The organism is Candidatus Poriferisocius sp., from assembly GCF_965204145.1.
Classification (GTDB): domain Bacteria; phylum Actinomycetota; class Acidimicrobiia; order Acidimicrobiales; family Bin134; genus Poriferisocius.
On the sequence record NZ_OZ241977.1, the window covers coordinates 408318 to 428351 of the forward strand.

At 67.3% G+C, this 20034-nt stretch carries 18 protein-coding genes; 17 read left to right on the forward strand and 1 reads right to left on the reverse strand.

The window, feature by feature from the left end; translation table 11 throughout:
* The first annotated feature begins 6 nt into the window (after positions 1 to 6).
* The 17 genes from tig to proB all read left to right on the forward strand — a co-directional run bounded on the left by tig (position 7) and on the right by proB (position 18241).
* Positions 7 to 1374 carry a trigger factor gene (gene tig / locus ACOGI7_RS01800; protein ID WP_419850217.1) on the forward strand — a complete coding sequence of 456 codons (1368 nt, stop codon included), beginning with the start codon at positions 7 to 9 and terminating at the stop codon, positions 1372 to 1374.
* Positions 1371 to 2003, forward strand: coding sequence for an ATP-dependent Clp protease proteolytic subunit (locus ACOGI7_RS01805; RefSeq protein WP_419850218.1), 633 nt, complete (start codon positions 1371 to 1373; stop codon positions 2001 to 2003). Before tig ends, ACOGI7_RS01805 begins: the two co-directional genes overlap by 4 nt.
* 15 nt (positions 2004 to 2018) lie before the next feature.
* Entirely contained in the window at positions 2019 to 3290 is a 1272-nt protein-coding gene (gene clpX, locus ACOGI7_RS01810; protein ID WP_419850219.1) for an ATP-dependent Clp protease ATP-binding subunit ClpX, read from the forward strand.
* Positions 3241 to 4605 (forward strand): bifunctional folylpolyglutamate synthase/dihydrofolate synthase, encoded by a 1365-nt coding sequence (locus ACOGI7_RS01815; RefSeq protein ID WP_419850220.1) that lies wholly within the window; start codon positions 3241 to 3243, stop codon positions 4603 to 4605. The genes clpX and ACOGI7_RS01815 overlap by 50 nt, the downstream gene beginning before the upstream one ends.
* Before the next feature lie 48 nt (positions 4606 to 4653).
* Positions 4654 to 5061 (forward strand): nucleoside-diphosphate kinase, encoded by a 408-nt coding sequence (ndk, locus tag ACOGI7_RS01820; RefSeq protein ID WP_419850221.1) that lies wholly within the window; start codon positions 4654 to 4656, stop codon positions 5059 to 5061.
* A gap of 129 nt (positions 5062 to 5190) precedes the next feature.
* Complete coding sequence (locus ACOGI7_RS01825; RefSeq protein WP_419850222.1) at positions 5191 to 6234, forward strand: rod shape-determining protein; 1044 nt, start codon at positions 5191 to 5193, stop codon at positions 6232 to 6234.
* A 17-nt stretch (positions 6235 to 6251) separates the two neighbouring features.
* Positions 6252 to 7100 (forward strand): rod shape-determining protein MreC, encoded by an 849-nt coding sequence (gene mreC / locus ACOGI7_RS01830; RefSeq protein WP_419850223.1) that lies wholly within the window; start codon positions 6252 to 6254, stop codon positions 7098 to 7100.
* Positions 7101 to 7102: 2 nt separating this feature from the next.
* The gene (gene mreD / locus ACOGI7_RS01835) at positions 7103 to 7603 is read left to right on the forward strand and encodes a rod shape-determining protein MreD (RefSeq protein ID WP_419850224.1); all 501 of its coding nucleotides are present in this window, start codon (positions 7103 to 7105) and stop codon (positions 7601 to 7603) included.
* Complete coding sequence (gene mrdA / locus ACOGI7_RS01840; RefSeq protein WP_419850225.1) at positions 7600 to 9630, forward strand: penicillin-binding protein 2; 2031 nt, start codon at positions 7600 to 7602, stop codon at positions 9628 to 9630. Before mreD ends, mrdA begins: the two co-directional genes overlap by 4 nt.
* Positions 9630 to 10790, forward strand: coding sequence for a rod shape-determining protein RodA (gene rodA, locus ACOGI7_RS01845; protein WP_419850226.1), 1161 nt, complete (start codon positions 9630 to 9632; stop codon positions 10788 to 10790). Before mrdA ends, rodA begins: the two co-directional genes overlap by 1 nt.
* Before the next feature lie 68 nt (positions 10791 to 10858).
* The gene (locus ACOGI7_RS01850; protein ID WP_419850227.1) at positions 10859 to 12808 is read left to right on the forward strand and encodes a TIGR03960 family B12-binding radical SAM protein; all 1950 of its coding nucleotides are present in this window, start codon (positions 10859 to 10861) and stop codon (positions 12806 to 12808) included.
* Complete coding sequence (locus tag ACOGI7_RS01855) at positions 12805 to 13536, forward strand: TIGR03936 family radical SAM-associated protein (RefSeq protein WP_419850228.1); 732 nt, start codon at positions 12805 to 12807, stop codon at positions 13534 to 13536. The genes ACOGI7_RS01850 and ACOGI7_RS01855 overlap by 4 nt, the downstream gene beginning before the upstream one ends.
* A gap of 15 nt (positions 13537 to 13551) precedes the next feature.
* Positions 13552 to 15198: an Rne/Rng family ribonuclease gene (locus ACOGI7_RS01860; protein ID WP_419850229.1), complete on the forward strand. Its 1647-nt coding sequence runs from the start codon at positions 13552 to 13554 to the stop codon at positions 15196 to 15198.
* 10 nt (positions 15199 to 15208) lie between these two features.
* Positions 15209 to 15514: a 50S ribosomal protein L21 gene (gene rplU / locus ACOGI7_RS01865; RefSeq protein ID WP_419850230.1), complete on the forward strand. Its 306-nt coding sequence runs from the start codon at positions 15209 to 15211 to the stop codon at positions 15512 to 15514.
* 24 nt (positions 15515 to 15538) lie between these two features.
* Positions 15539 to 15790, forward strand: a complete 252-nt coding sequence (gene rpmA / locus ACOGI7_RS01870; RefSeq protein WP_419850231.1) for a 50S ribosomal protein L27 — start codon at positions 15539 to 15541, stop codon at positions 15788 to 15790.
* A 52-nt stretch (positions 15791 to 15842) separates the two neighbouring features.
* Positions 15843 to 17144, forward strand: a complete 1302-nt coding sequence (obgE, locus tag ACOGI7_RS01875) for a GTPase ObgE (protein ID WP_419850232.1) — start codon at positions 15843 to 15845, stop codon at positions 17142 to 17144.
* Entirely contained in the window at positions 17141 to 18241 is a 1101-nt protein-coding gene (gene proB, locus ACOGI7_RS01880) for a glutamate 5-kinase (RefSeq protein WP_419850233.1), read from the forward strand. Before obgE ends, proB begins: the two co-directional genes overlap by 4 nt.
* On the opposite strand, the gene murJ is transcribed toward proB, so the two are convergent.
* Entirely contained in the window at positions 18204 to 19859 is a 1656-nt protein-coding gene (murJ, locus tag ACOGI7_RS01885) for a murein biosynthesis integral membrane protein MurJ (RefSeq protein WP_419850234.1), read from the reverse strand. The genes proB and murJ overlap by 38 nt on opposite strands.
* Positions 19860 to 20034: the final 175 nt, after the last annotated feature.

Sequence of the window (20034 nt, forward strand, 5' to 3'; positions counted from 1 at the left end):
GGCCTTGTGAGGAGCACGGTCGAAGTCCTAGAGGACAACCGGGTCAAACTGTCGGTGGACATCGATCCCGAGGAATTCGAGGAGAAGCTGGACGAGGCCTTCCGCAAGCTCGCCCGCCAAGTGCGCCTGCCCGGATTCCGCCCCGGCAAAGCCCCCCGCCGAGTGCTGGAGGCGCGGCTGGGTCCCCAGGCGGCTCGGGGGGAGGCCCTCAGCGATGCGGTGCCCGAGTACTACGCCCAGGCGGTGAACGACCACGACGTGGACGTGATCGCCCCGCCGGAGATCGACATCACCAGCGGGGCCGAGGAGGGATCGGTCAGCTTCGACGCAGTAGTCGAGGTGCGTCCCCTGATCTCGGTCACCGGATACGACCAGCTCAAAGCCGAGGTGCCCAGCCCCGAGCCCACCGAGGAGGAGATCGGCCAGCAGGTCGACCAGCTCCGCAAGCAGTTCGGCGAATTGGCCCCCATCTCCCGGCCGGCCATCGACGGCGACCACGTGACCATGGACATCTACGGGTCGTACAACGGCGAAGAAGTCGAGGGTCTCACCGTGGACGACTACGCCTACGAGGTGGGCCAGGGAGCCGTGGTGCCGGAGATCGACGAGCAGCTCCGGGGATCCAAAGCCGGCGACATCTTGGAGTTCAACGCCGAGCATCCCGATCCCGATGAGGACGGGCTCTTGCGGTTCCGAATCCTGGTCAAAGAGGTGCAGGAGACCGTTCTGCCCGATTTCGACGACGAGTTCGCCCAGGAGGCCTCCGAATTCGACACCGTCAACGAACTGCGGGCCGACATCTCCGAGAACATCGCCCGGGTCAAGCGGGCCAACGCCCTGTCCTCTCTGGCCGGCCAAGTGGGGGAGCAGCTCGCCGAGCTGGTGGCCGACGACATCCCGGAGGCGTTGGTGGACGCCGAAGTGCAGCACCGCCTCCGGACCCTCCAGATGCGTCTGGGCAGCCAGGGCATCGAGTTCGACACCTACCTCGAGGCCATCGGCCAGACCGCCGATGACCTGGCCGAATCGCTGCGGGAACCCGCCCTCCAGGAGGCAAAAGCCGACCTGGCACTGCGGGCCGTGGCCGCGGCGGAGTCCATCGTGGCCACCGACGAGGACGTGGATCTTGAGCTGGCCGCGCTGGCCGCCCAGGTGGGGCAAACCGTCGACGAGGTCAGGTCGGCGTTATTCGCTGACGATGAAACCCGCCTCAAGGGGGTACGATTAGACGCACAGATGCGCAAGACCCGGGAGTGGGTTCTGGAGCGAGTCGAAATCAAGGATTCCGACGGAAACCCGATCGAACGCTCTAGCCTGAACCCGGACGACGAGTCTGACCTTCCCCCCAACACCATCGAGAGCCAAACCACATGAACCCTCAGAACTACATGGTGCCAGTCGTGGTCGAGCAGACCAACCGGGGTGAGCGCTCATTCGACCTCTATTCCCGACTGCTCAAGGAGAACATCATCTTCTTGGGCACTCCCATCGACGACACGGTGGCCAATCTCATCTGTGCACAGCTTTTGCACTTGGAGTCGGAGAACCCCGACAAAGACATCAACCTCTACATCAACAGCCCGGGCGGCGACATCAACGCCATGTTCGCCATCTACGACACCATGCAGTACTTGAAGCCCGACATCACCACCATCTGCTTCGGACAGGCGGCCTCGGCCGCCGCGGTGCTGCTGGCGGCGGGGGCTCCCGGCAAGCGCCTGGCGCTGCCCCACAGCCGAATGCTGATCCATCAGCCCTACGCCGGGGCGTCCGGCCAGGTGTCCGACATCGAGATCGCCTCCCGGGAGATCCAGCGGCTCAAAGACCAGCTCGAGGAGCTGCTGGCCCGCCACACCGGCCAAGACCTGGAGAAGGTCAAGCAGGACACCGACCGCGACTATGTGATGACCGCCGAGGACGCGAGAGACTACGGGCTCATCGACGAGGTGATCTCGTCGCGTGACGCCGTGGAAGCCGCTGGCCCGATCACGGCCATCCGTTAGGGGGGATCAGAGACCGTGGCAAAGTTCGGAGAGGGCGGAGAGCTTCTCAAGTGCAGCTTCTGCGGCAAGACCCAGAAGCAGGTCAAGAAGATGATCGCCGGCCCCGGCGTCTACATCTGCGACGAGTGCATCGACCTCTGCAACGAGATCATCGAGGAGGAGCTGGCCGAGGGAACCGACGTCGGTTTCAAGGAGCTCCCCAAGCCCCAGGAGATCTACTCCTTTTTGAACGACTACATCATCGGCCAAGAGCACGCCAAGCGGATCTTGTCGGTGGCCGTCTACAACCACTACAAGCGGGTCCAGATGGGCTCATCCGACCCCGAGGTGGAGCTGTCCAAGTCGAACATCCTGCTGCTCGGCCCCACCGGGTGCGGCAAGACGCTGATGGCCCAGACCCTGGCCCGGATGCTCAACGTGCCCTTTGCCATCGCCGATGCCACCGCGCTGACCGAGGCCGGCTATGTGGGCGAGGACGTGGAGAACATCCTCCTCAAGCTCATCCAGGCCGCCGACTACGACGTCAAGAAGGCGGAGACCGGCATCATCTACATCGACGAGATCGACAAGATCTCCCGCAAGAGCGAGAACCCGTCGATCACCCGCGACGTGTCCGGCGAGGGAGTGCAGCAGGCCCTGCTGAAGATCCTGGAGGGCACCACCGCGTCGGTGCCGCCCCAGGGAGGGCGCAAGCACCCCCATCAGGAGTTCATCCAGATCGACACCACCAACGTGTTGTTCATCGTGGGCGGGGCCTTCGCCGGCTTGGAGCAGATCATCGAGAACCGGGTGGGCAATGTCGGGGTCGGCTTCGGTGCCGACATCCGCACCGAGACCGAGCGCGACCACGGCGAGCTCTTCAACCAGGTTCAGCCCGAGGATCTGATCAAATTCGGACTCATCCCCGAGTTCATCGGACGGTTGCCGGTGGTCGGCGTGGTCTCCCACTTGGAGCGGGACATGCTGGTTCGGATCCTGGTGGAGCCCAAGAACGCCCTGGTGAAGCAATACTGCAAGTTCTTCGAGTTCGAGAACGTCGAGCTGGTGATCAGCGACGACGCGCTGTCCGAGGTGGCCGAGCTGGCGCTCACCCGCAACACCGGGGCCCGGGGGCTGCGAGCCATCTTGGAGGAGGTCCTGCTCGACGTGATGTACGAGCTGCCCAGCCGAGATGACGTGGTCCAATGCGTGGTCGACGCCGAGACCGTTAGCGGCGAGGAAGCCCCCCAGCTGCTCAATGCGGCCAAAGCCCGTTCAAGCGACCGGTCCCGGCGCCAGGCCAGCTGACTTCCCGTCCCTGGCCGAGGCCCGGGCGTGGCTGGACGGCCACGTCAACCTGGAGGCAACGGCCGGCGACGTCGACGGCCTGACGATCGCTCCGATGCGCGAGCTCTTGGCCGCGCTGGGCGATCCGCAGGCCGACTACCCGGCAGTCCACATCACGGGCACCAACGGCAAGGGCTCGGTCGCCGCACTGATTGCCGCGCTGGCCGGTGCTTGGGGGATGAGCGTCGGGGTTTATTCCAGCCCCCACGTCGAGCGCATCAACGAGCGCATGACCGTGGGCGGCGACCCCATCGACGACGCCGAGCTGGCCGAGCTCCTGGGCCATCTGCGGCTGGTGGAGGATCATCTGGTCGCTGGCGGCGGACCCCGGCCCTCGTGGTTCGAACTGGTCACCGCGGCGGCACTGCGCTGGTTTGCTGATGCGGCAGTGGACCTGGCGGTGGTGGAGGTGGGCAAGCTGGGCCGCTACGACGCCACCAACGTGGTGAACAGCGAGGTGGCGGTCATCACCAATATCGGCCGCGACCACACCGACGGCCGCCCCGGCTGGGAGGAGGAGGTGATGGGGGAGAAGGCGGGCATCCTCCATCCAGGGGCCACCGCGGTGCTGGGGCCGATGGATTCCGATCTGGTGGCCATCGCCGCCGAGGAGTCGCCCGGGGAGCTCCTGGTGGCCGGTCGGCAATTCGAGCTGGAGGAAGACCGCCCGGCGGTGGGTGGCCGCCTGATCACGGTGCGCACTCCCCGGGCCCGCTACGACGACGTCTATGTCAGCCTGTTCGGCGCCCATCAGGGGCAGAATGCCGCGACGGCCATCGCCGCCTTCGAGTCTTTGGTGGACCAGGAGCTGGACGAGTCGGTCTTGGGCGCGATGGGCGATGTGGCGGTTCCCGCCCGATTCGAAGTGGTGTCCCGCCAGCCCCTCGTGGTGATCGACGGGGCTCACAACCCAGACGGCCTGGCCGCCGCGTCGGCCACCCTGGCCGATGAGTTCAGCGTGCTGGGCACAGTCACCTGGGTGGTCGGCATGATGAGCGACAAGGACCCCGACGCCATGCTGGGCGCCATGGCCGCTTCCGGAGCCCGGTGCGACCTGGTGGTGGGCTGCGCCCCCGACTGGCCGCGGGCCTTGCCGGCCGCCGAGGTGGTCGCCGCCGCCCGGGGGCGGGGGATCGACGCCGAGGCTGTCGACGATGTGGCTGAGGCAGTCGAACGAGCCTTGGCGCTGTCCACCGAGGAGGACGCAGTGATCATCACCGGATCTCTGTACACCGCCGGTGCGGCCCGCCTTCACATGACCGCAGCCAATAAGTAGGGTTCCCCCGGTGATGGAATGCGGCAAGCGATCAGTGGGGTGCAGCCGGTGAATCGGACGCTCGTGTTGTGCAAGCCCGATGCAGTGGAGCGCGGCCTGGTGGGAGCCATTCTGTCCCGTTTCGAGGCCCGGGGCTTGCGGATTGCAGCCATGCGCATGCTCACCATCGACGCCGATCTGGCCGCCCGCCACTATGCAGAGCATGTGGAGCGCCCGTTCTATCCCGACTTGGTGGCGTTCATCGGCCGCTCACCGTCGGTGGCTGTGGTGATCGAGGGGCCCGAGGACACCTACGCCGTCGTCCGCTCGATGATGGGGGCCACCAACCCCCTGGAATCTCCCCCCGGCACCATCCGAGGCGACTACGGGCTGGAAGTCACCGAAAACCTGGTCCACGGCTCCGACAGCAATGCCTCCGCCGAGCGGGAGATCGCCATCTTCTTCCCCGAGCTGTGACATCGGGACCGCGAGTGCCGGTGTGCGATTTCTTTTCCGACCTGCGATTGGAGCCGGTGTGCGATTTCTTTTCCGACCTGCGATTGGAGCCAGTGTGCGATTTGGAATCGGCTGTTCTAACCTTGCGCCATGGTGAAGCGGCGGTTCTCTTCCAGTAGCGGCCTGGTGGGCCGAGATGTCGCCATCGACCTGGGCACCGCCAACACGCTGGTGTATGTCCGCGGCGAGGGCATTCTGATCAACGAGCCATCGGTGGTCGCGGTCACTAGCCAGGGCGTGCCCTTGGCGGTGGGCTCTGAGGCCAAGCGGATGCTGGGGCGCACGCCGGCCCACATCCAGGCCATCCGCCCGCTCAAGGACGGGGTCATCGCCAACTTCGACATCTGCGAGAAGATGCTGCGGTATTTCATCCAGCGGGTGTCGCCTGGCCGCTTCATCCGGCCCCGCATGGTGATCTGCGTACCCTCCGGCATTACCCCGGTGGAGCAGCGGGCCGTCCAGGAAGCGGCGATCTCGGCGGGAGCGAAGAAGCCGGTCTACATCATCGAAGAGCCCATGGCCGCAGCCATCGGCGCCGGCCTGCCAGTGCAGGAGGCTTCGGGAAGCATGATCGTCGACATCGGCGGCGGCACCACTGAGGTGGCCATGATCTCGCTGGGCGGAGTGGTGACCGGCCAGTCCATCCGGATGGGCGGCGATCGGATGGACGAGGACATCATCGCCTACCTGAAGAAGGAGCACAGCCTCACCATCGGAAGTCGCACTGCTGAAGAGGTCAAGATCGTGCTGGGATCAGCGTGGGCCGGCAGCGAGAACCGCTATGCGGAGGTGCGGGGCCAGGACATGGTCAGCGGCCTGCCCAAGACCGTGGTGACCTCCACCGCCGAGATCCGCGAGGCGATTTCCGAGGTGGTGCGCTCGATTGTCGATGCGGTCAAGGTGACGCTGGATGAGACTCCCCCCGAACTGGCCGCCGACATCATGGAGGCTGGAATCGTTCTGGCCGGCGGCGGTGCCCTGCTGAACGGCCTGCCTCCTCGGATCGAGGAAGAGACGGGAATGCCGGTCCGGCTGGCGTCCAATCCCCTCCATGCGGTGGCCATCGGCTCAGGCCAGTCGCTGGAGGAGTTCGACGCGCTCGAGGGGCTCCTCTTCTCGTCGTCGTACGACTGATCGCTCGGTTCGGCCCTGTGGCCACGGGCACCCGCACAGGACGGTCGCGATTCACGCTCATCTTCCTTCTCCTCACCTCCGCGACACTGCTCACTCTGGACGCCCGTGATTTCGAGCCCCTCCAGCGAACGGAGGAGACCCTTACCGACCTGATCTCGCCGCTGAGGTCGGGGGCTGATCGGGTGTTCGAGCCGGTGGGCGACGCCTGGACCGGCATTACCGGCTACGACGAGCTGGAAGCCGAGAATCAGGTGCTGCGAGAAGAGCTGCAAAAGCTTGAGGGCCAGCAGATTCTCGACTCCGACGCCGCCATCCGCCTTGAATCGCTGCTCGACGAGCTGGGTCTTCCCTATGTGCAGGACATCCCCAACGTCGTGGGCGAAGTGGTGACCGCCAATGTCGGGAATTTCGACCGGTACTCGGTCCAGATCAACCGCGGATCTGAAGACGGGATCCGCAATGGGATGCCCGTGGTCACCAGGGGCGGGTTGATCGGGCGGATCGACGGCGATCCCGGCCGGGGGCACTCCCGAGTCACCCTTTTGACCGACCCCGGCTTCGAGGTCGGCGTGCTGGTGGTGGGCACCGATGATGTGGCCCTGGCCTCGGGGAGCGGTCATGGCCAGCCGCTGATGGTCACCAAGGGGCTGGAGATAGAGACCGAGGTGGCCGTCGGCCACGATGTGGTCACCAGCGGTGTGGACCGCAGCCGCTATCCCCCCGGCATACCCATCGGCACCGTCACCCACATCGACTATGACGAAGCCCGCCTGTTGCAGCTCCTCACGGTGGAGCCGACAGCCAACACCGACAACCTGAGCTTCGTGACGGTTCTGCTGTACGACCCCTTGGCAGAAGAATCATGACCATGGCCGGCGCGTACGCCCGCAGCGCGCTCTTCTTGCTTACCGCGCTGGTCCTCCACATGGCGTTGTTCTCCGACCTGCGGGTGCTGGGGGTCGCTCCGGAAGTTCCCCTGGCCATCGCCGTGACCGCGGGACTGGTCGGCGGGCCGGAGCGGGGAGCGGCCGCCGGTTTCGCCATCGGGTTGGGCATCGACCTGTACCTGCCCACGCTGTTCGGCCTTTCTGCCCTCATCTACACCGTCTGGGGCTACTCGGTGGGCCTGATCGAGGAGCGGATATTCCGCAGCGCGTGGTGGATCAACGTTTTGGTCACCGCAGCAGCCACCGCCGGCGGGCTGCTGGTGTACGCGGTGCTCGGCGAGCTGTTGGGAGAGGCCAACCTCTACACCGACCGCCTCTATGTGGTGATGGGTGTTGCCGCCGCCTACAACCTGGTGCTGAGCCTGCCTCTGCTGGGGCTGTGGCGCTGGTCGTGGCCCCGGCTTCTCGGAGAAGAGCGTTGACTCCCGAATCGCTTCGCCTGCGGCTCAGCTTCCTGGCCATCTTGGCTTTGCTCGCCTTCGGGGTGCTGGCTGCCCGCCTCTGGTTCCTGCAAGTGATGAGCTCAGAGGAGTTCGAGAACATCGCCGTGTCCAACACCATCCGGGTGATCTACGAGCCCGCCCCCCGGGGCCGCGTCTTCGACCGCAACGGCCACGTGCTGGTGGACAACCGGGAGTCCTTGGTGGTGACGGTGGACCGGTTCACCTTTGACACCGAGTTCGAAGAGGACGAGCAGGACGACCTGGTGCTCCGCCTGGCCACCGAGATCAGCCGAGCCGGGCGGCTCACCAAGGTGTTCGAGATCAACGGCGCACTCGACGACCCCCGCTACGGCCCACTCGACGCAGTGCCGGTTGCCGATGACGTCACCGAGAACTTCGAGATCGTCCTGGCCGAGCGGGCCGATGAGTTCCCCGGCGTGGGCACCGTCATCCGCAGCGTCCGCACCTACCCCTACGGCGATCTCGGCGCTCACATTCTGGGCTATGTCTCCCTCCTCAGCGAGGAGCAGTACGAGCTCTTGGCCGATGATCCCAAGACCTACCGGCGCAATGACGAGATCGGCCAGACCGGAATCGAGGCGTCTTTCGAGTCGGTGCTGAGGGGCACACCCGGCTTCACCAGGCTGGAGGTCGACAATGTGGGCGACCCGGTGGCGGTGCTGGAGCAGGTCGACCCCATCGCCGGGGCCGACGTCCACCTCACTTTGGACATCGACATCCAGGCACTGGCCGAGAAGGAGCTCGTGGCCGGCCTGGCCGAGGCCCGCCAGCGGGAGACCGACGACCCCAACGACCCGCCGTTCAAAGCCCCGGGCGGGGCCCTGGTGGTGATGGATCCCAACGGCTCAGAGGTTCTGGCCATGGCGTCGTTCCCCACGTACTCGCCGAGCGAGTTCGTCCACGGCTTCTCTGAGGAGCGGTGGGCCCAGCTCCAAGACCCCAACAACCACCAACCGCTGCACAACCGGGCCTTGGCCGGCATCTATCCGCCGGGGTCCACGTTCAAGCTGTTCACCGCCTATGCCGCGATGAACAGCGGTGTGATCGGCCCGCGGGGCGTGCTCGACGTGCGCACCCTCTACGAGGACGCTGGCACCTACATCGTGCCGTCGTGCGAGGAGGAGGTGATCGCCTCGTGTACGTTCAGAAACGCAGAGGAGGCCATATATGGGCCGGTGGACCTGCGCCGGGCCATCACCGTGTCGTCTGACGTCTACTTCTACTACTTGGGCGACACCATGGACCGCGCCGACCGCTTCGACCGGGAGGGCATCCAGCGGTCGGCCCAGCTTTTCGGCTTCGGCGCACCGACGGGCATCGCGCTGCCCGGCGAGGGGGTGGGCCGGGTTCCCTCCCCGTCGGCGGCCGAAGCAGCGGGCGAGCCGTGGCGAACCGGTGACTCGATCGTTTTGGCCATCGGCCAGGGCGTGTTGGGGGCCACCCCGCTTCAGCTGGCCAACGGCTACGCCGCCTTCGCCAACGGGGGAACGCTGTACGCACCCAAGATGGTGAAGGAGGTGGTGAATCCGGTGACCGGCGAGGTTTTGCAGGCCTTCGCCGACCGGGTGCTCGACCAGATCTATCTGCCCCGTTCCATCAGAACGCCGATCCTCGAGGGGCTGCTGGGAGTGACCGCCGACCTGGAGGGCACTGCCCACTCCGCGTTCTTCGGCTTCCCCCAAGAGGAGTGGCCGGTGGCGGGCAAGACCGGGACGGCCGAGGTCGTGGGTCAGGCCGACAACTCGCTGTTCGCGGCCTTCGGGCCCAATCCCAATCCCGAGTACGTTGTCGTCGCGATCATGGAGGAGTCGGGATTCGGGGCGTCGGTGGCTGCTCCCGCGGTGCGCCGGGTGCTGGAGCCCATCGCCACCAACTCGGTGCCCGCGGTTCGCACCATCGACGATCTCGCCGAGTTGAGCGGAACGATCGGCGATGATGGAGACGACGTGGACGCCGAGAACACCGAAGTGGAGAGCGCGGCCTGATGGCAGTCATCTCCCTGGAGGAACGCCGGCTCAAGGACCGGGAGCTGAACCCCCGGAGCAGCCCGTATGCGCCGTGGATGCACATCGACCTGCTGCTGGTGTTGGCCGCGGCCGGCCTCGCCGCCATCGGCATCGCGGCCATCTACAGCACCACCCGGGGCCGCGATCCGGAGAACTTCGACTCCTTCTTCTTGGAGCGACAGTCGCTGTTCGCCGTGGCCGGCGCGCTGTTCATGGTGTTCGCGGCCTGGTTCCCGTATCAGGAGCTGGCCAAGTTCGCGGTGGCCATCTACGGGGTGGGGATACTGGCGCTGATCGTGGTGCTGGGCCCCTTGGGCGAAGAGGTAAACGGCGCCCGATCGTGGTTCCGGTTCGGCGACTTCCAGCTCCAACCGTCTGAGTTCCACAAGCTGGCGATCATCGTCGCGGTGGCGTATTTCTTGTCGCGCTACGAAGACCATTTGAGCGCGCCCCGGGTGTTCTTCGCCGTGGGCATCGTGGCGTGGCCCGGCTTGCTGGTGCTGCTCCAGCCCGACGTGGGCACCGCGATCATCTACGTGTTCATCGGGTTCGTTCTGCTGCTGATCGGCGGCATCCGCTTCCGACATGTCATCGGCATCGCCCTGATCGTGGTCACCGTGGTGACCCTGATGATCAACTCCAACATGCTGGAGGAGTACCAGACCAACCGGCTGCGAACCTTCGTGGATCCCACCACCGGCATCACCGATGCCGCCTTCCAGCAGCGCCAGGCCCAGATCGCCATCGGCAACGGCGGGGTGGGCGGCAAGGGCTACGGCGAGGGCTCCCAGACCTTGAGCGGCCTGGTGCCCCAGCAGCACACCGACTTCATCTTCACCGTCATCGGCGAGGAGTTCGGCTTCGTCGGCTCGGCCACCACGCTGGGGCTCTACGCCCTGCTGCTGCTGCGGATCCTCCAGGCGGCGCGATTGGCCAAAGACCGGTTCGGCGCGCTCATCTGCTCGGGAGTCTTCGCCATGATCCTGTTCCAGATGTTCGAAGCGGTGGGCATGACCCTGGGCATCACCCCCATCACCGGGATTCCGCTGCCCCTGGTCTCCTACGGCGGGTCCTCGGCCATCGCCACCCTGATCGGCCTCGGCCTCGTGCTGAATGTCCGCATGCGGCGGTTTACCTGAGGTCGTATGGCCCTGCGGCGGCTTATCCGACCTGAGAACAGCAACGGGCCGGCGGTAGATTGGTGGCAATGTCCCTTTGGCCGGAACTGGAGCTGGTGCTGCCCGCGGTGTCCAAGCCGGCGCGCTATATCGGCGGCGAAGGCGGGATGGCGACCCCGGAGCACCATCCGTCCAAGGCGGCGTGGCTCCTGGCCTATCCCGACACCTACGAGATCGGCCTGCCCAATCAGGGCCTTCAGATCCTCTACGAGATCCTCAACGAACGCGACGACGCGGTGGCCGAGCGGGCCTACGCCCCCTGGGTGGACATGGAGGCCGAGATGCGGGCGGCGGGCCTGCCGCTGTTCTCGGTGGACACCCATCGGCGGGCGGGGGACTTCGACGTGCTGGCGTTCAACCTGTCGGCCGAGCTGGTCTACACGAACCTGCTCAACTGCATCGATCTGGCCGGAGTGCCGGTGCGGGCCGAGCAGCGGGCCGACGACGACCTGCTGATTGGCGCCGGCGGCCACTGCACCTACAACCCCGAGCCGCTCGCCGACTTCGTCGACTTCTTCGTGCTGGGCGACGGCGAGGAGGTGGTCTCCGAGATCAACGCGGTGGTCAGGGACTGGAAGCGGTCGGGCAAGAAGTCGCGCCAGGCGGCGCTGCGGGCGCTGGCCGCCGTCGAGGGCGTGTACGTTCCGTCGCTGTACGACGTGGTCTACGACGGCCCGGCGCTGGTGTCGATCACCCCCCGGTTCGCCGATGTGCCCGCCGTGGTGGAGAAGCGCACCGTGGCCGACCTGGCGGCCTGGCCCTATCCCAAGCGCCAGCTGGTGCCGCTCACCGAGGTGGTCCACGATCGCCTCAACGTGGAGGTGTTCCGGGGCTGCACCCGGGGATGCCGGTTCTGCCAGGCGGGGATGATCACCCGTCCGGTGCGGGAGCGGCCCGCCGATCAGGTTCGCACCATGGTGGCCGACGGACTGGCCCGCTCCGGCTACGACGAGGTGGCGCTGACCTCGCTGTCCACCGCCGACTTCAGCGGGATCACCGAGGTGGTGTCCGCCACCATGGACTGCGGCGCCGGTGAGGTGTCGGTGTCGCTGCCCAGCCTGCGGGTGGACGCCTTCACCGTCGGTTTGGCCGCCCAGATCCAGCGGGCTCGGCGTACCGGCCTGACCTTCGCCCCCGAAGCCGGATCGTGGCGGATGCGCCAGGTGATCAACAAGCTCATCGACGAGCGTGACCTCTACGGGGCGGTGGAATCGGCCTTCTCCCAGGGGTGGCGGCGCATGAAGCTCTACTTCCTCACCGGCCTGCCCACCGAGACCGACGTGGACACCCTGGCCATCGGGGAGCTGGCCCGCAACTGCGTGGAACTGGGCCGAGCCCACACCAAGAACCCCTCGGTGACGGTGTCGCTGGGCGGATTCGTGCCCAAGCCGTTCACCCCCTTCCAGTGGTTCGGCCAGAACACGGTGTCGGAGCTTCAGCGCAAGATCTTCTTGCTGCGCGACGACATCAAGCGGAACCGGGGCGTCCAGATGAAGTGGCACGACCCCAAGGCCAGCCTGGTGGAGGGAATCGCCAGCCGGGGCGACCGCCGCATCGGGCGGGTCATCGAGGAGGTGTGGCGGCAGGGAGGCACCTTCCAGGAGTGGTCCGAGCATTTCGACTACGACCGCTGGACGCAGGCCATGGACCGGCATGGGCTCTCGGTGGACTGGTATGTGCACCGGCACCGCACCGAAGACGAGGTTCTGCCCTGGGACCACTTGTCGGCGGGCCTGCACAAGGACTTCCTGTGGCAGGACTGGCGGGATGCCCTCAACGAGGTGGGCTTGGAGGACTGCCGCTGGACCCCGTGCTATGACTGCGGGGCCTGCACCGGCTACAGCATCGAGCACATCGTGGCCTCTGCGGTGCCGCCGGCCGGGGGCAGCCAGGGTACCGGTCAAGTTCCTACTGGCTACCAGCCTCCCCGGGCGGTGGAGGTGCAGCTTTCTGGCGTTGGTGAGAGGACCACATCGTGAATCCGAATCAAGCACCGCGCACCCGGGTGAGGCTGCGGTACAGCAAAACGGGGCGGATCCGGTTCACCAGCCATCGGGATGTGGCCCGCATCTGGGAGCGCTCGCTGCGGCGGACCGGGCTGCCCGTGGCCCAGACCGAGGGATTTTCGCCCCGGGCCAAACTGCATTTCGGACTGGCTCTGGCCACCGGCTACGAGTCGGACGCCGAGTATCTCGACGTGGACTTCAAGTGCGCCGAGATGGCGGTGGACGAGGTGCTGGATGCCCTGGTCAGCACGCTGCCCGACGGGATCGTCGCCACTGGGGGAGGGGTTCTGCCGCCCGGCGCGATGTCGCTTCAGCAGGCGGTCACCAGCTGCGATTGGGACATCGAGCTGCTGGACGTGACCGCTGGCGATCTCGCCCAATGGGTGGATCGGGTGCTCAATGCGGCTACGCTTATGGTTACGCGAGAACGCAAAGGCCGAAAGATCACCGACGATCTGGCCCCTCAGGTGCGTGCCCTTGAGGTCGGTGAGCCGACGAGCAGGGGGGTTCGCCTCTTGGCCACTCTGGGGACCCAGCCGCGGGCAGCACGCCCGTCGGAGCTTTTGGCCGCCCTCGAACCGGTATACCGCCCGGTTCTGATTCGGCGCACTCGTCAATTGATTGAGCAGGATGGCGCCCGCTTGGAGCCGCATGAAGTCGGCGCAGCCTCTGCTCAGCACACCTTGGTTGGTGTGCCATGAGAAAGGACTACATAAATGACCGAAAGTCGCCCAAAGATCGGCGATTCCCGCCCCGCGCCTACGTCTACTGACGGCCGGCCCAAGATCGGGGATTCCCGGCCCGCGCCAACACCTTCGAAGAACAGCCCCAAAGTCGGCGATTCCCGCCCCGCGCCCGGCGGTAATGGCTCGGGCTCTGGCGGTTCGGGCTCTGGGGGCTCGGGCTCTGGCGGCAGCGGTTCGGGCTCGGGCCGCAGGCGCCGCCGTCGGGGCGGGCGGGGCCGGGGAGGCGGAAGCCGTCCGGTCCAGCCGGTGGAGCACAAGGTGTCCGACGGCCCGGTGGAGCTGGACGAGAAGACCTTGGAGCGCCGTCGGGGCCGCCGCCGCAAGGGGCGCCCGGTGGGCCGCTACATGATGCTGGTGCAGGTCCGCCCGGAAGCCACCCAGATCGCAGTGCTGGAAGGCCGGGCGCTGATCGAGCACTACGTCTCCCGCCCGGCCGACGACGTGGGCGAGATCCACGGCAACATCTATTTGGGCCGGGTTCAAAACGTGCTGCCCGGCATGGAGGCCGCCTTTGTGGACATCGGCACCCCCAAGAACGCGGTGCTGTACCGCGGCGACGTGGTGTTCGATCCCGATGATGTGGAGAAATCGGATGGCTCGCCCCGCATCGAGAACCTGTTGGAGGCCCGCCAGACCATCATGTGCCAGGTCACCAAGAATCCCATCGCCCACAAGGGCGCCCGGCTGACCCAGGAGGTGTCGTTGCCGGGCCGATTCGTGGTGCTGGTGCCCAACTCGACGACCTACGGCATCTCCAAGCGGCTGCCCGACAAGGAGCGCAAGCGGCTCCGCAAGGTGCTCGACCGGTGCAAGCCGGAGGAGCACGGGATCATCGTCCGCACCGCGGCCGAGAAGATCACCGCCGAGGAGCTGGAGCGCGACGTGAAGCGGCTGGTGTCGCAATGGGAGCAGATCGAGGCTCTGACCAAGAAGGCGAAGGTGCCCGGACTGCTGTATCGGGAGCCCGAGATGGCGGTTCGGGTCATCCGGGAGGAGTTCAACCAGGACTTCCGCTCGGTCCACATCGATGACCGCCGCCTGTTCGACGAGGTGCACGACTACGTGTCCAGCGTGGCCCCCGAGCTGGTCGAGCGGCTGGAGTACTACGACGCCGACGACGAGCATCTGAATTTGCTGGAGCGCCATCACGTGCACGAGCAGTTCCTCAAGGCACTGGACAAGAAGGTGTGGCTGCCCGGCGGCGGATCGCTGATCATCGAGAGCACTGAGGCGCTCACCGTCATCGACGTGAACACCGGCAAGAACGTGGGCGACTCCAACTTGGAGGAGACCGTGTTCCGCAACAACCTCGAGGCGGCTCAGGAGATCCCCCGACAGCTCCGGCTGCGCGACATCGGCGGGATCATCGTGATCGACTTCGTGGACATGGAGAAGCGGGGCAACCGCGACGAGGTCATGAAGGTTTTCCGGGAGTCGCTGGCCTGGGACAAGACCCGCACCCAGGTGCTGGACATCTCCGATTTGGGTTTGGTGGAGATGACTCGCAAGCGCATCGGCGAGGGCCTGTTGGAGTCGTGCTCGTCGGTCTGCCCGACCTGCGACGGGCGGGGCCTGGAGCTGGACCGACAGCTAGTAAGAACTCGTCGAGACGGGTAGCCTTGAACAGGTGTATGCCGTCATCCGCACAGGCGGGAAGCAGTACAAAGTTGAAGAGGGCCAAGTGCTCGATGTCGAGCTGCTGGGCGAGCCCGGCGCCGAAGTCGAGCTGACCCCGCTGCTGCTGGTGGACGGCGACTCGGTGACCGCCGCCCCCGACCAGCTCGGCAAGGCCAAGGTCACCGCCACGGTGGTGGACTCGGTCAAGGACCGCAAGATCAACGGTTTCACCTACAAGAACAAGAGCAACCAGCGTCGGCGGTGGGGCCACCGCCAGCGCAAGTCCCGCATTCAGATCACGGCCATCAAGGCCTAGTCCGAGCGCTGAGGGGAGCAAGAGATGTCCAAGACCAAAGGCGGCGGCTCAACCCGGAACGGCCGCGACTCCAATCCCAAGCGCCTTGGGGTGAAGGTGTTCGACGGCACGCAGGTGACCGCGGGATCGATCATCGTCCGCCAGCGGGGCACCCGCATCCATCCCGGCGAGAACGTGCAGCGCGGCCGCGACGACACGCTGTTCGCCACCGCCGACGGGCGGGTCAAGTTCGGCCACCGGCGGCGCCGCAAGCTCGTCGACGTCATTCCCGACTGATCGCCCCCGCGGCGGTAGCCGCTCGGCGCAGGCGGTTGCGGAAAGACAGACGATGACCCAATTCGTTGATGAGTGCGGCCTGAATGTTCGCGGCGGCGACGGCGGCGCCGGTTGCGTCTCCTTTCGCCGTGAGGCCCATGTGGCCAAAGGCGGCCCCGACGGCGGCGACGGCGGCGACGGCGGCAGCGTCTGGCTGGCGGCCGACCACAACGCGGCGTCGCTGATCGCGTTCAAAGACCACCCCCATCGCCGGGCCGGCAACGGCAGCCACGGCCAGGGCAAGCGCCGCCACGGCGCATCTGGCGACGACGCTGTGGTCCAGGTTCCGGTGGGAACCACCGTCAGAGCCCAAGACGGAGAGGTGCTGGCCGACCTCGCCGCCGACGGAGTCCGCTGGCTGGCGGCCGCGGGGGGCCAGGGCGGCATGGGCAACACCCGGTTCTCAACCCAGCAGAACCGCGCGCCGGCATTCGCCGAGCAGGGCGAGGCGGGCGAGCAGCGCTGGCTCAAGCTGGAGCTGAAGCTGCTGGCCGACGTGGCGTTGATCGGCTTCCCCAACGCGGGCAAGAGCACCCTGATCTCCCGGATCTCCGCGGCCCGCCCCAAGATCGCCGACTATCCCTTCACCACGCTGGAGCCCAACCTGGGCGTGGTGCGCACTGGCGACGACTTCGAGATGGTGGTGGCCGACATCCCCGGCCTCATCGCCGGCGCCAGCGACGGCCGCGGCCTCGGCCATCGCTTCCTGCGCCACACTGAGCGGGCCCGGGTCATGGTGGTCATGGTTGATCTGGCCTCAGTGGAGGAGGTTCCGCCCGCCGAGCAGCAGCGGGTGCTGCTGGACGAGCTGGGCGCCTACCGGCCCGAGCTGCTGGACCGGCCCAGGATTCTGGTGGGGTCTAAAGCCGATGCCGGCCATCTGGATCCCCCGCCGGGGGCCCTGCGCGTCTCCGCGGTGACCGGGGCGGGGATCACCGAGTTGACCAGGGCGATGGCCGACGCGGTCCGCGAAGCCCGGGCGTACGACAGCCTGGGCCTGCCCGCGACGCGCTCCGACGAGGTGGTGATCCACCGGCCGGTGCCCGAGGGGTTCCGTGTGGAGCGGTCCGATGACGGCGCCTATGTGGTGGTGGGCCGGGCTGCCGAGCGCACGGTGGCGCTGTCCGACCTGAACGCCCCCGGGGCCTGGGAATTCGCCCGCCGCCGCCTTGAGAGGCTGGGGGTGAATCGGGCCCTGGCCCGGGCCGGGATCAAGTCGGGTGACACCGCCCGGATCGGCGCCTTCGAGTTCGAGTACCACGATGACGACGAATATCTGAGCGGCGAATACCTGAGCGAGGAGGCATCGCCGTGATCGTGGTGGTCAAGATCGGCACGTCGTCCATCACCGAGGCCGACGGCACCATCAGGGCTGAGGCGGTGGCCAAGCTGAGCGGCGAGGTGGCTGCCGCGGTGGCCGACGGCCATCAGGCGGTGGTGGTCAGCTCCGGGGCGATCGGCGCCGGGCTGCCCGTGCTGGGCTTCGACCAGGGCCGTCCCCGCGACTCGGTCACCCTTCAGGCGCTCTCCGCGGTGGGCCAGAGCAGGTTGATGGCCCTGTACCAGGAGCGCCTGGGTGGCTACGGCCTGGTCTGCGGCCAGGTGCTGCTGGCCCCTCGGGACTTCTTGGAGCGCCCCCAATACCTGCACGCCCAGCGCACGCTCAACCGGCTGTTGAAGCTGGGGGTCGTCCCCATCGTGAACGAGAACGACGCGGTGGCCGATGACGCCATTCGCTGGGGGGACAACGACCGCATCGCCGCGCTGGTGGCCCACATGGTGGGCGCCGAGCTCTTGGTGCTGCTGACCGACACCGAGGGGGTCCACACCGCCGATCCCCGCTCCGACGCCGATGCCCGGGTCATCGAGGAGATCACCGACCTGAGCCTGCTCGAAGAGCTGGCCGGGGCCGCGGGAGGGGCGGGCACCGACCGGGGCAGCGGGGGTATGGCCTCGAAGCTGGCCGCGGCCCGGATCGCCAGCCTGTCGGGGGTTCGGACCGTGATCGGGGCCGCCCAACGCGACCGGATTGTGGCCGATGCACTGGCCGGCGGGCCGGGTGCCGGCACGACGGTGGCCGCCCAGCCCCAGCGGTTGAGCGCCCGCAAGCTGTGGATCGGATTCGCCATGGTGCCCTCCGGCACCGTGCGGGTGGACGCCGGCGCCCGCCGAGCCATGGTGGAGCGGGGAGCCTCGCTTTTGGCCATTGGCATAACCGGCTTCGAAGGCGTCTTCCAGCCGGGCGATGCGGTGGATGTTCGGGGGCCGGACGATCAGGTCTTCGCCCGCGGCCTGATGGAGGTCTCCTCAGACGACATGAACTCGGTGGTGGGCTTGCGCTCCGACGCGCTGCCTCCCGGCGCGCCTGACGAGGTCATTCACCGCGATTCGTTGACCGTGCTGCCCTGGTGACCCGCTCGAAGGCCGTCTCCATCAGCCCGGCGGCCTCTTCGGCGGCGGCCACCCCCGAGCCTCGGCCCAACACCACGTAAACCCCCCCAGTTACCAGCAAAGCCACCGGAGCGGCCACCAGCAGCGGCAAGGGCTCCAGCCCCCAGGCCAGCACCGCACCAAGCACACCGGCCGACAGCGCGGCAACAGCCAGGCGCCCCGTCGGCCCCCGAACCGGCCGGCGGCGGCCCAACAGGTAGCGGACCCGATGGCGCAGGATGCCGTATTCCGCCCACGCGGCCACCGTGCTTCCCAGAGCCAGGCCCACCGCCCCCAGCCGCACCGCGCCGCCGGCCCGCTCGGCATCCGACAGCGGCGACAGCACCTGGAAGTCGCCCAAGCGCTCCACGCTGCCGTTGACCACCGCATAGGAGTCGAAGCTGAACATGAGCAAAACCCCGACCGCGGCGGCCAGCACCACCCGCACCACCGCCACCCGGGCCGGGCCTTTGGCGTCGCCGGCGGCGAAGCAGGCGTTTTGCAGCAGCCGAGACGACGCCGAGGCCACCAATCCCAAGGAGTAGGCCGCCAGGATCCACCAGACCTGCACGGTCTGGTCGCCGTTGAACTGCCCCCGCTCCAGCAGCGCTCCCACGATCAGCCCGCCCAGGGTGATGAACGCCACCGCCGAGAACAGGACGTAGAACCCGATGCGGTCCAGCCCGGTTTGCAGCCGACGCACCAGCGCGTCGGGGTCGTGTTGCTCCCGGGCCATCTCGGGCAGATCGCTGGCCGCCACACTCATGGCGAACAGGCTGATGGGCAGGAAGTAGACCACCTGGGCGAACCCCAGAGCGGCGATGGCCCCGCCGGCCAGCAGCCCGGCCAGGATCAGGTCCACATAGGCCGAGACCTGGACCACCCCCCGGCCGATCAGCGCGGGCCCGAACCGGTTGAGCACGGTCTGCACATCGGGGCGCCGCCAGTTCAGGCTGAGCCGCAGCGAGGGGACGAGCCGGAGCACCAGCGGTACCTGCACCAAGAACTGGAGGGCCCCGCCCAGCACCACCCCCCAGGCGGCCATCTTGGCCACGTCGGAGGCCCGGGTGGCGGGGTCGACGTTGTGCCATACCAGCCATGCCCCCACCATGAACGCCACCTGGGCGGCGTTCCAGATCACCGGGGCGGCATAGGACAGGAAGAACCGGCGGTGGGCGTTCAGCACCCCCAGAGCCCACGCCGCCAGCACGATGAAGCCGATCCCGGCGAACATGACCCGCACCAGCTCGACGGTCAGGTCGGCCGTCTCGTCCGACAGCCGCCACAGCAAGAGGGACACGATCGGCTCGGCCAGCATCCATCCGGTCAGCACCACCAGCCCGGTGACCACGGCCAGGAGTCCGAACACCGCCCCGGCCAGCCGCCCGGCGTCTCTGCGCCGTCCTTGCTCGGCCAGCTGCGAGTAGACGGGGATGAACGAGGCCGACAAGACCCCTTCGCCCAACAGGTTTTGCAGCAGTCGGGGGATGGTCAGGGCGGCCCGGTAGGCATCGCCGATACGGCCCGCCCCGATGAATGCGGCCACCGCCGCCTCCCGGCCGATGCCCGAGACGCGGGACAGGAAAATCCCCGCGCCCACCAGGATCGCTCCCCTGCCGCTGGGGCGCGGGGAGTCGTCGGCGTCGTCGAGTCGTTGGTCAACCGGTGGAATGCCAAAACACGCTACCGGAGCCGGTCGTTTTACTTGGGTAGCCCGCGCCCGCACTCTCAACAAAGCACTTCAGGGGGCTGAACCCTTGTCGGGTACGCTCGCG

Bases quoted from the DNA above. Each gene is read 5' to 3' on its own strand.
- ACOGI7_RS01805 (WP_419850218.1), top strand. From the start codon at position 1,371: ATGAACCCTCAGAACTACATGGTGCCAGTCGTGGTCGAGCAGACCAAC.
- ACOGI7_RS01815 (WP_419850220.1), top strand. From the start codon at position 3,241: ATGCGGCCAAAGCCCGTTCAAGCGACCGGTCCCGGCGCCAGGCCAGCT.
- ACOGI7_RS01825 (WP_419850222.1), top strand. From the start codon at position 5,191: ATGGTGAAGCGGCGGTTCTCTTCCAGTAGCGGCCTGGTGGGCCGAGAT.
- mreD (WP_419850224.1), top strand. From the start codon at position 7,103: ATGGCCGGCGCGTACGCCCGCAGCGCGCTCTTCTTGCTTACCGCGCTG.
- rodA (WP_419850226.1), top strand. From the start codon at position 9,630: ATGGCAGTCATCTCCCTGGAGGAACGCCGGCTCAAGGACCGGGAGCTG.
- ACOGI7_RS01850 (WP_419850227.1), top strand. From the start codon at position 10,859: ATGTCCCTTTGGCCGGAACTGGAGCTGGTGCTGCCCGCGGTGTCCAAG.
- ACOGI7_RS01860 (WP_419850229.1), top strand. From the start codon at position 13,552: ATGACCGAAAGTCGCCCAAAGATCGGCGATTCCCGCCCCGCGCCTACG.
- rpmA (WP_419850231.1), top strand. From the start codon at position 15,539: ATGTCCAAGACCAAAGGCGGCGGCTCAACCCGGAACGGCCGCGACTCC.
- obgE (WP_419850232.1), top strand. From the start codon at position 15,843: ATGACCCAATTCGTTGATGAGTGCGGCCTGAATGTTCGCGGCGGCGAC.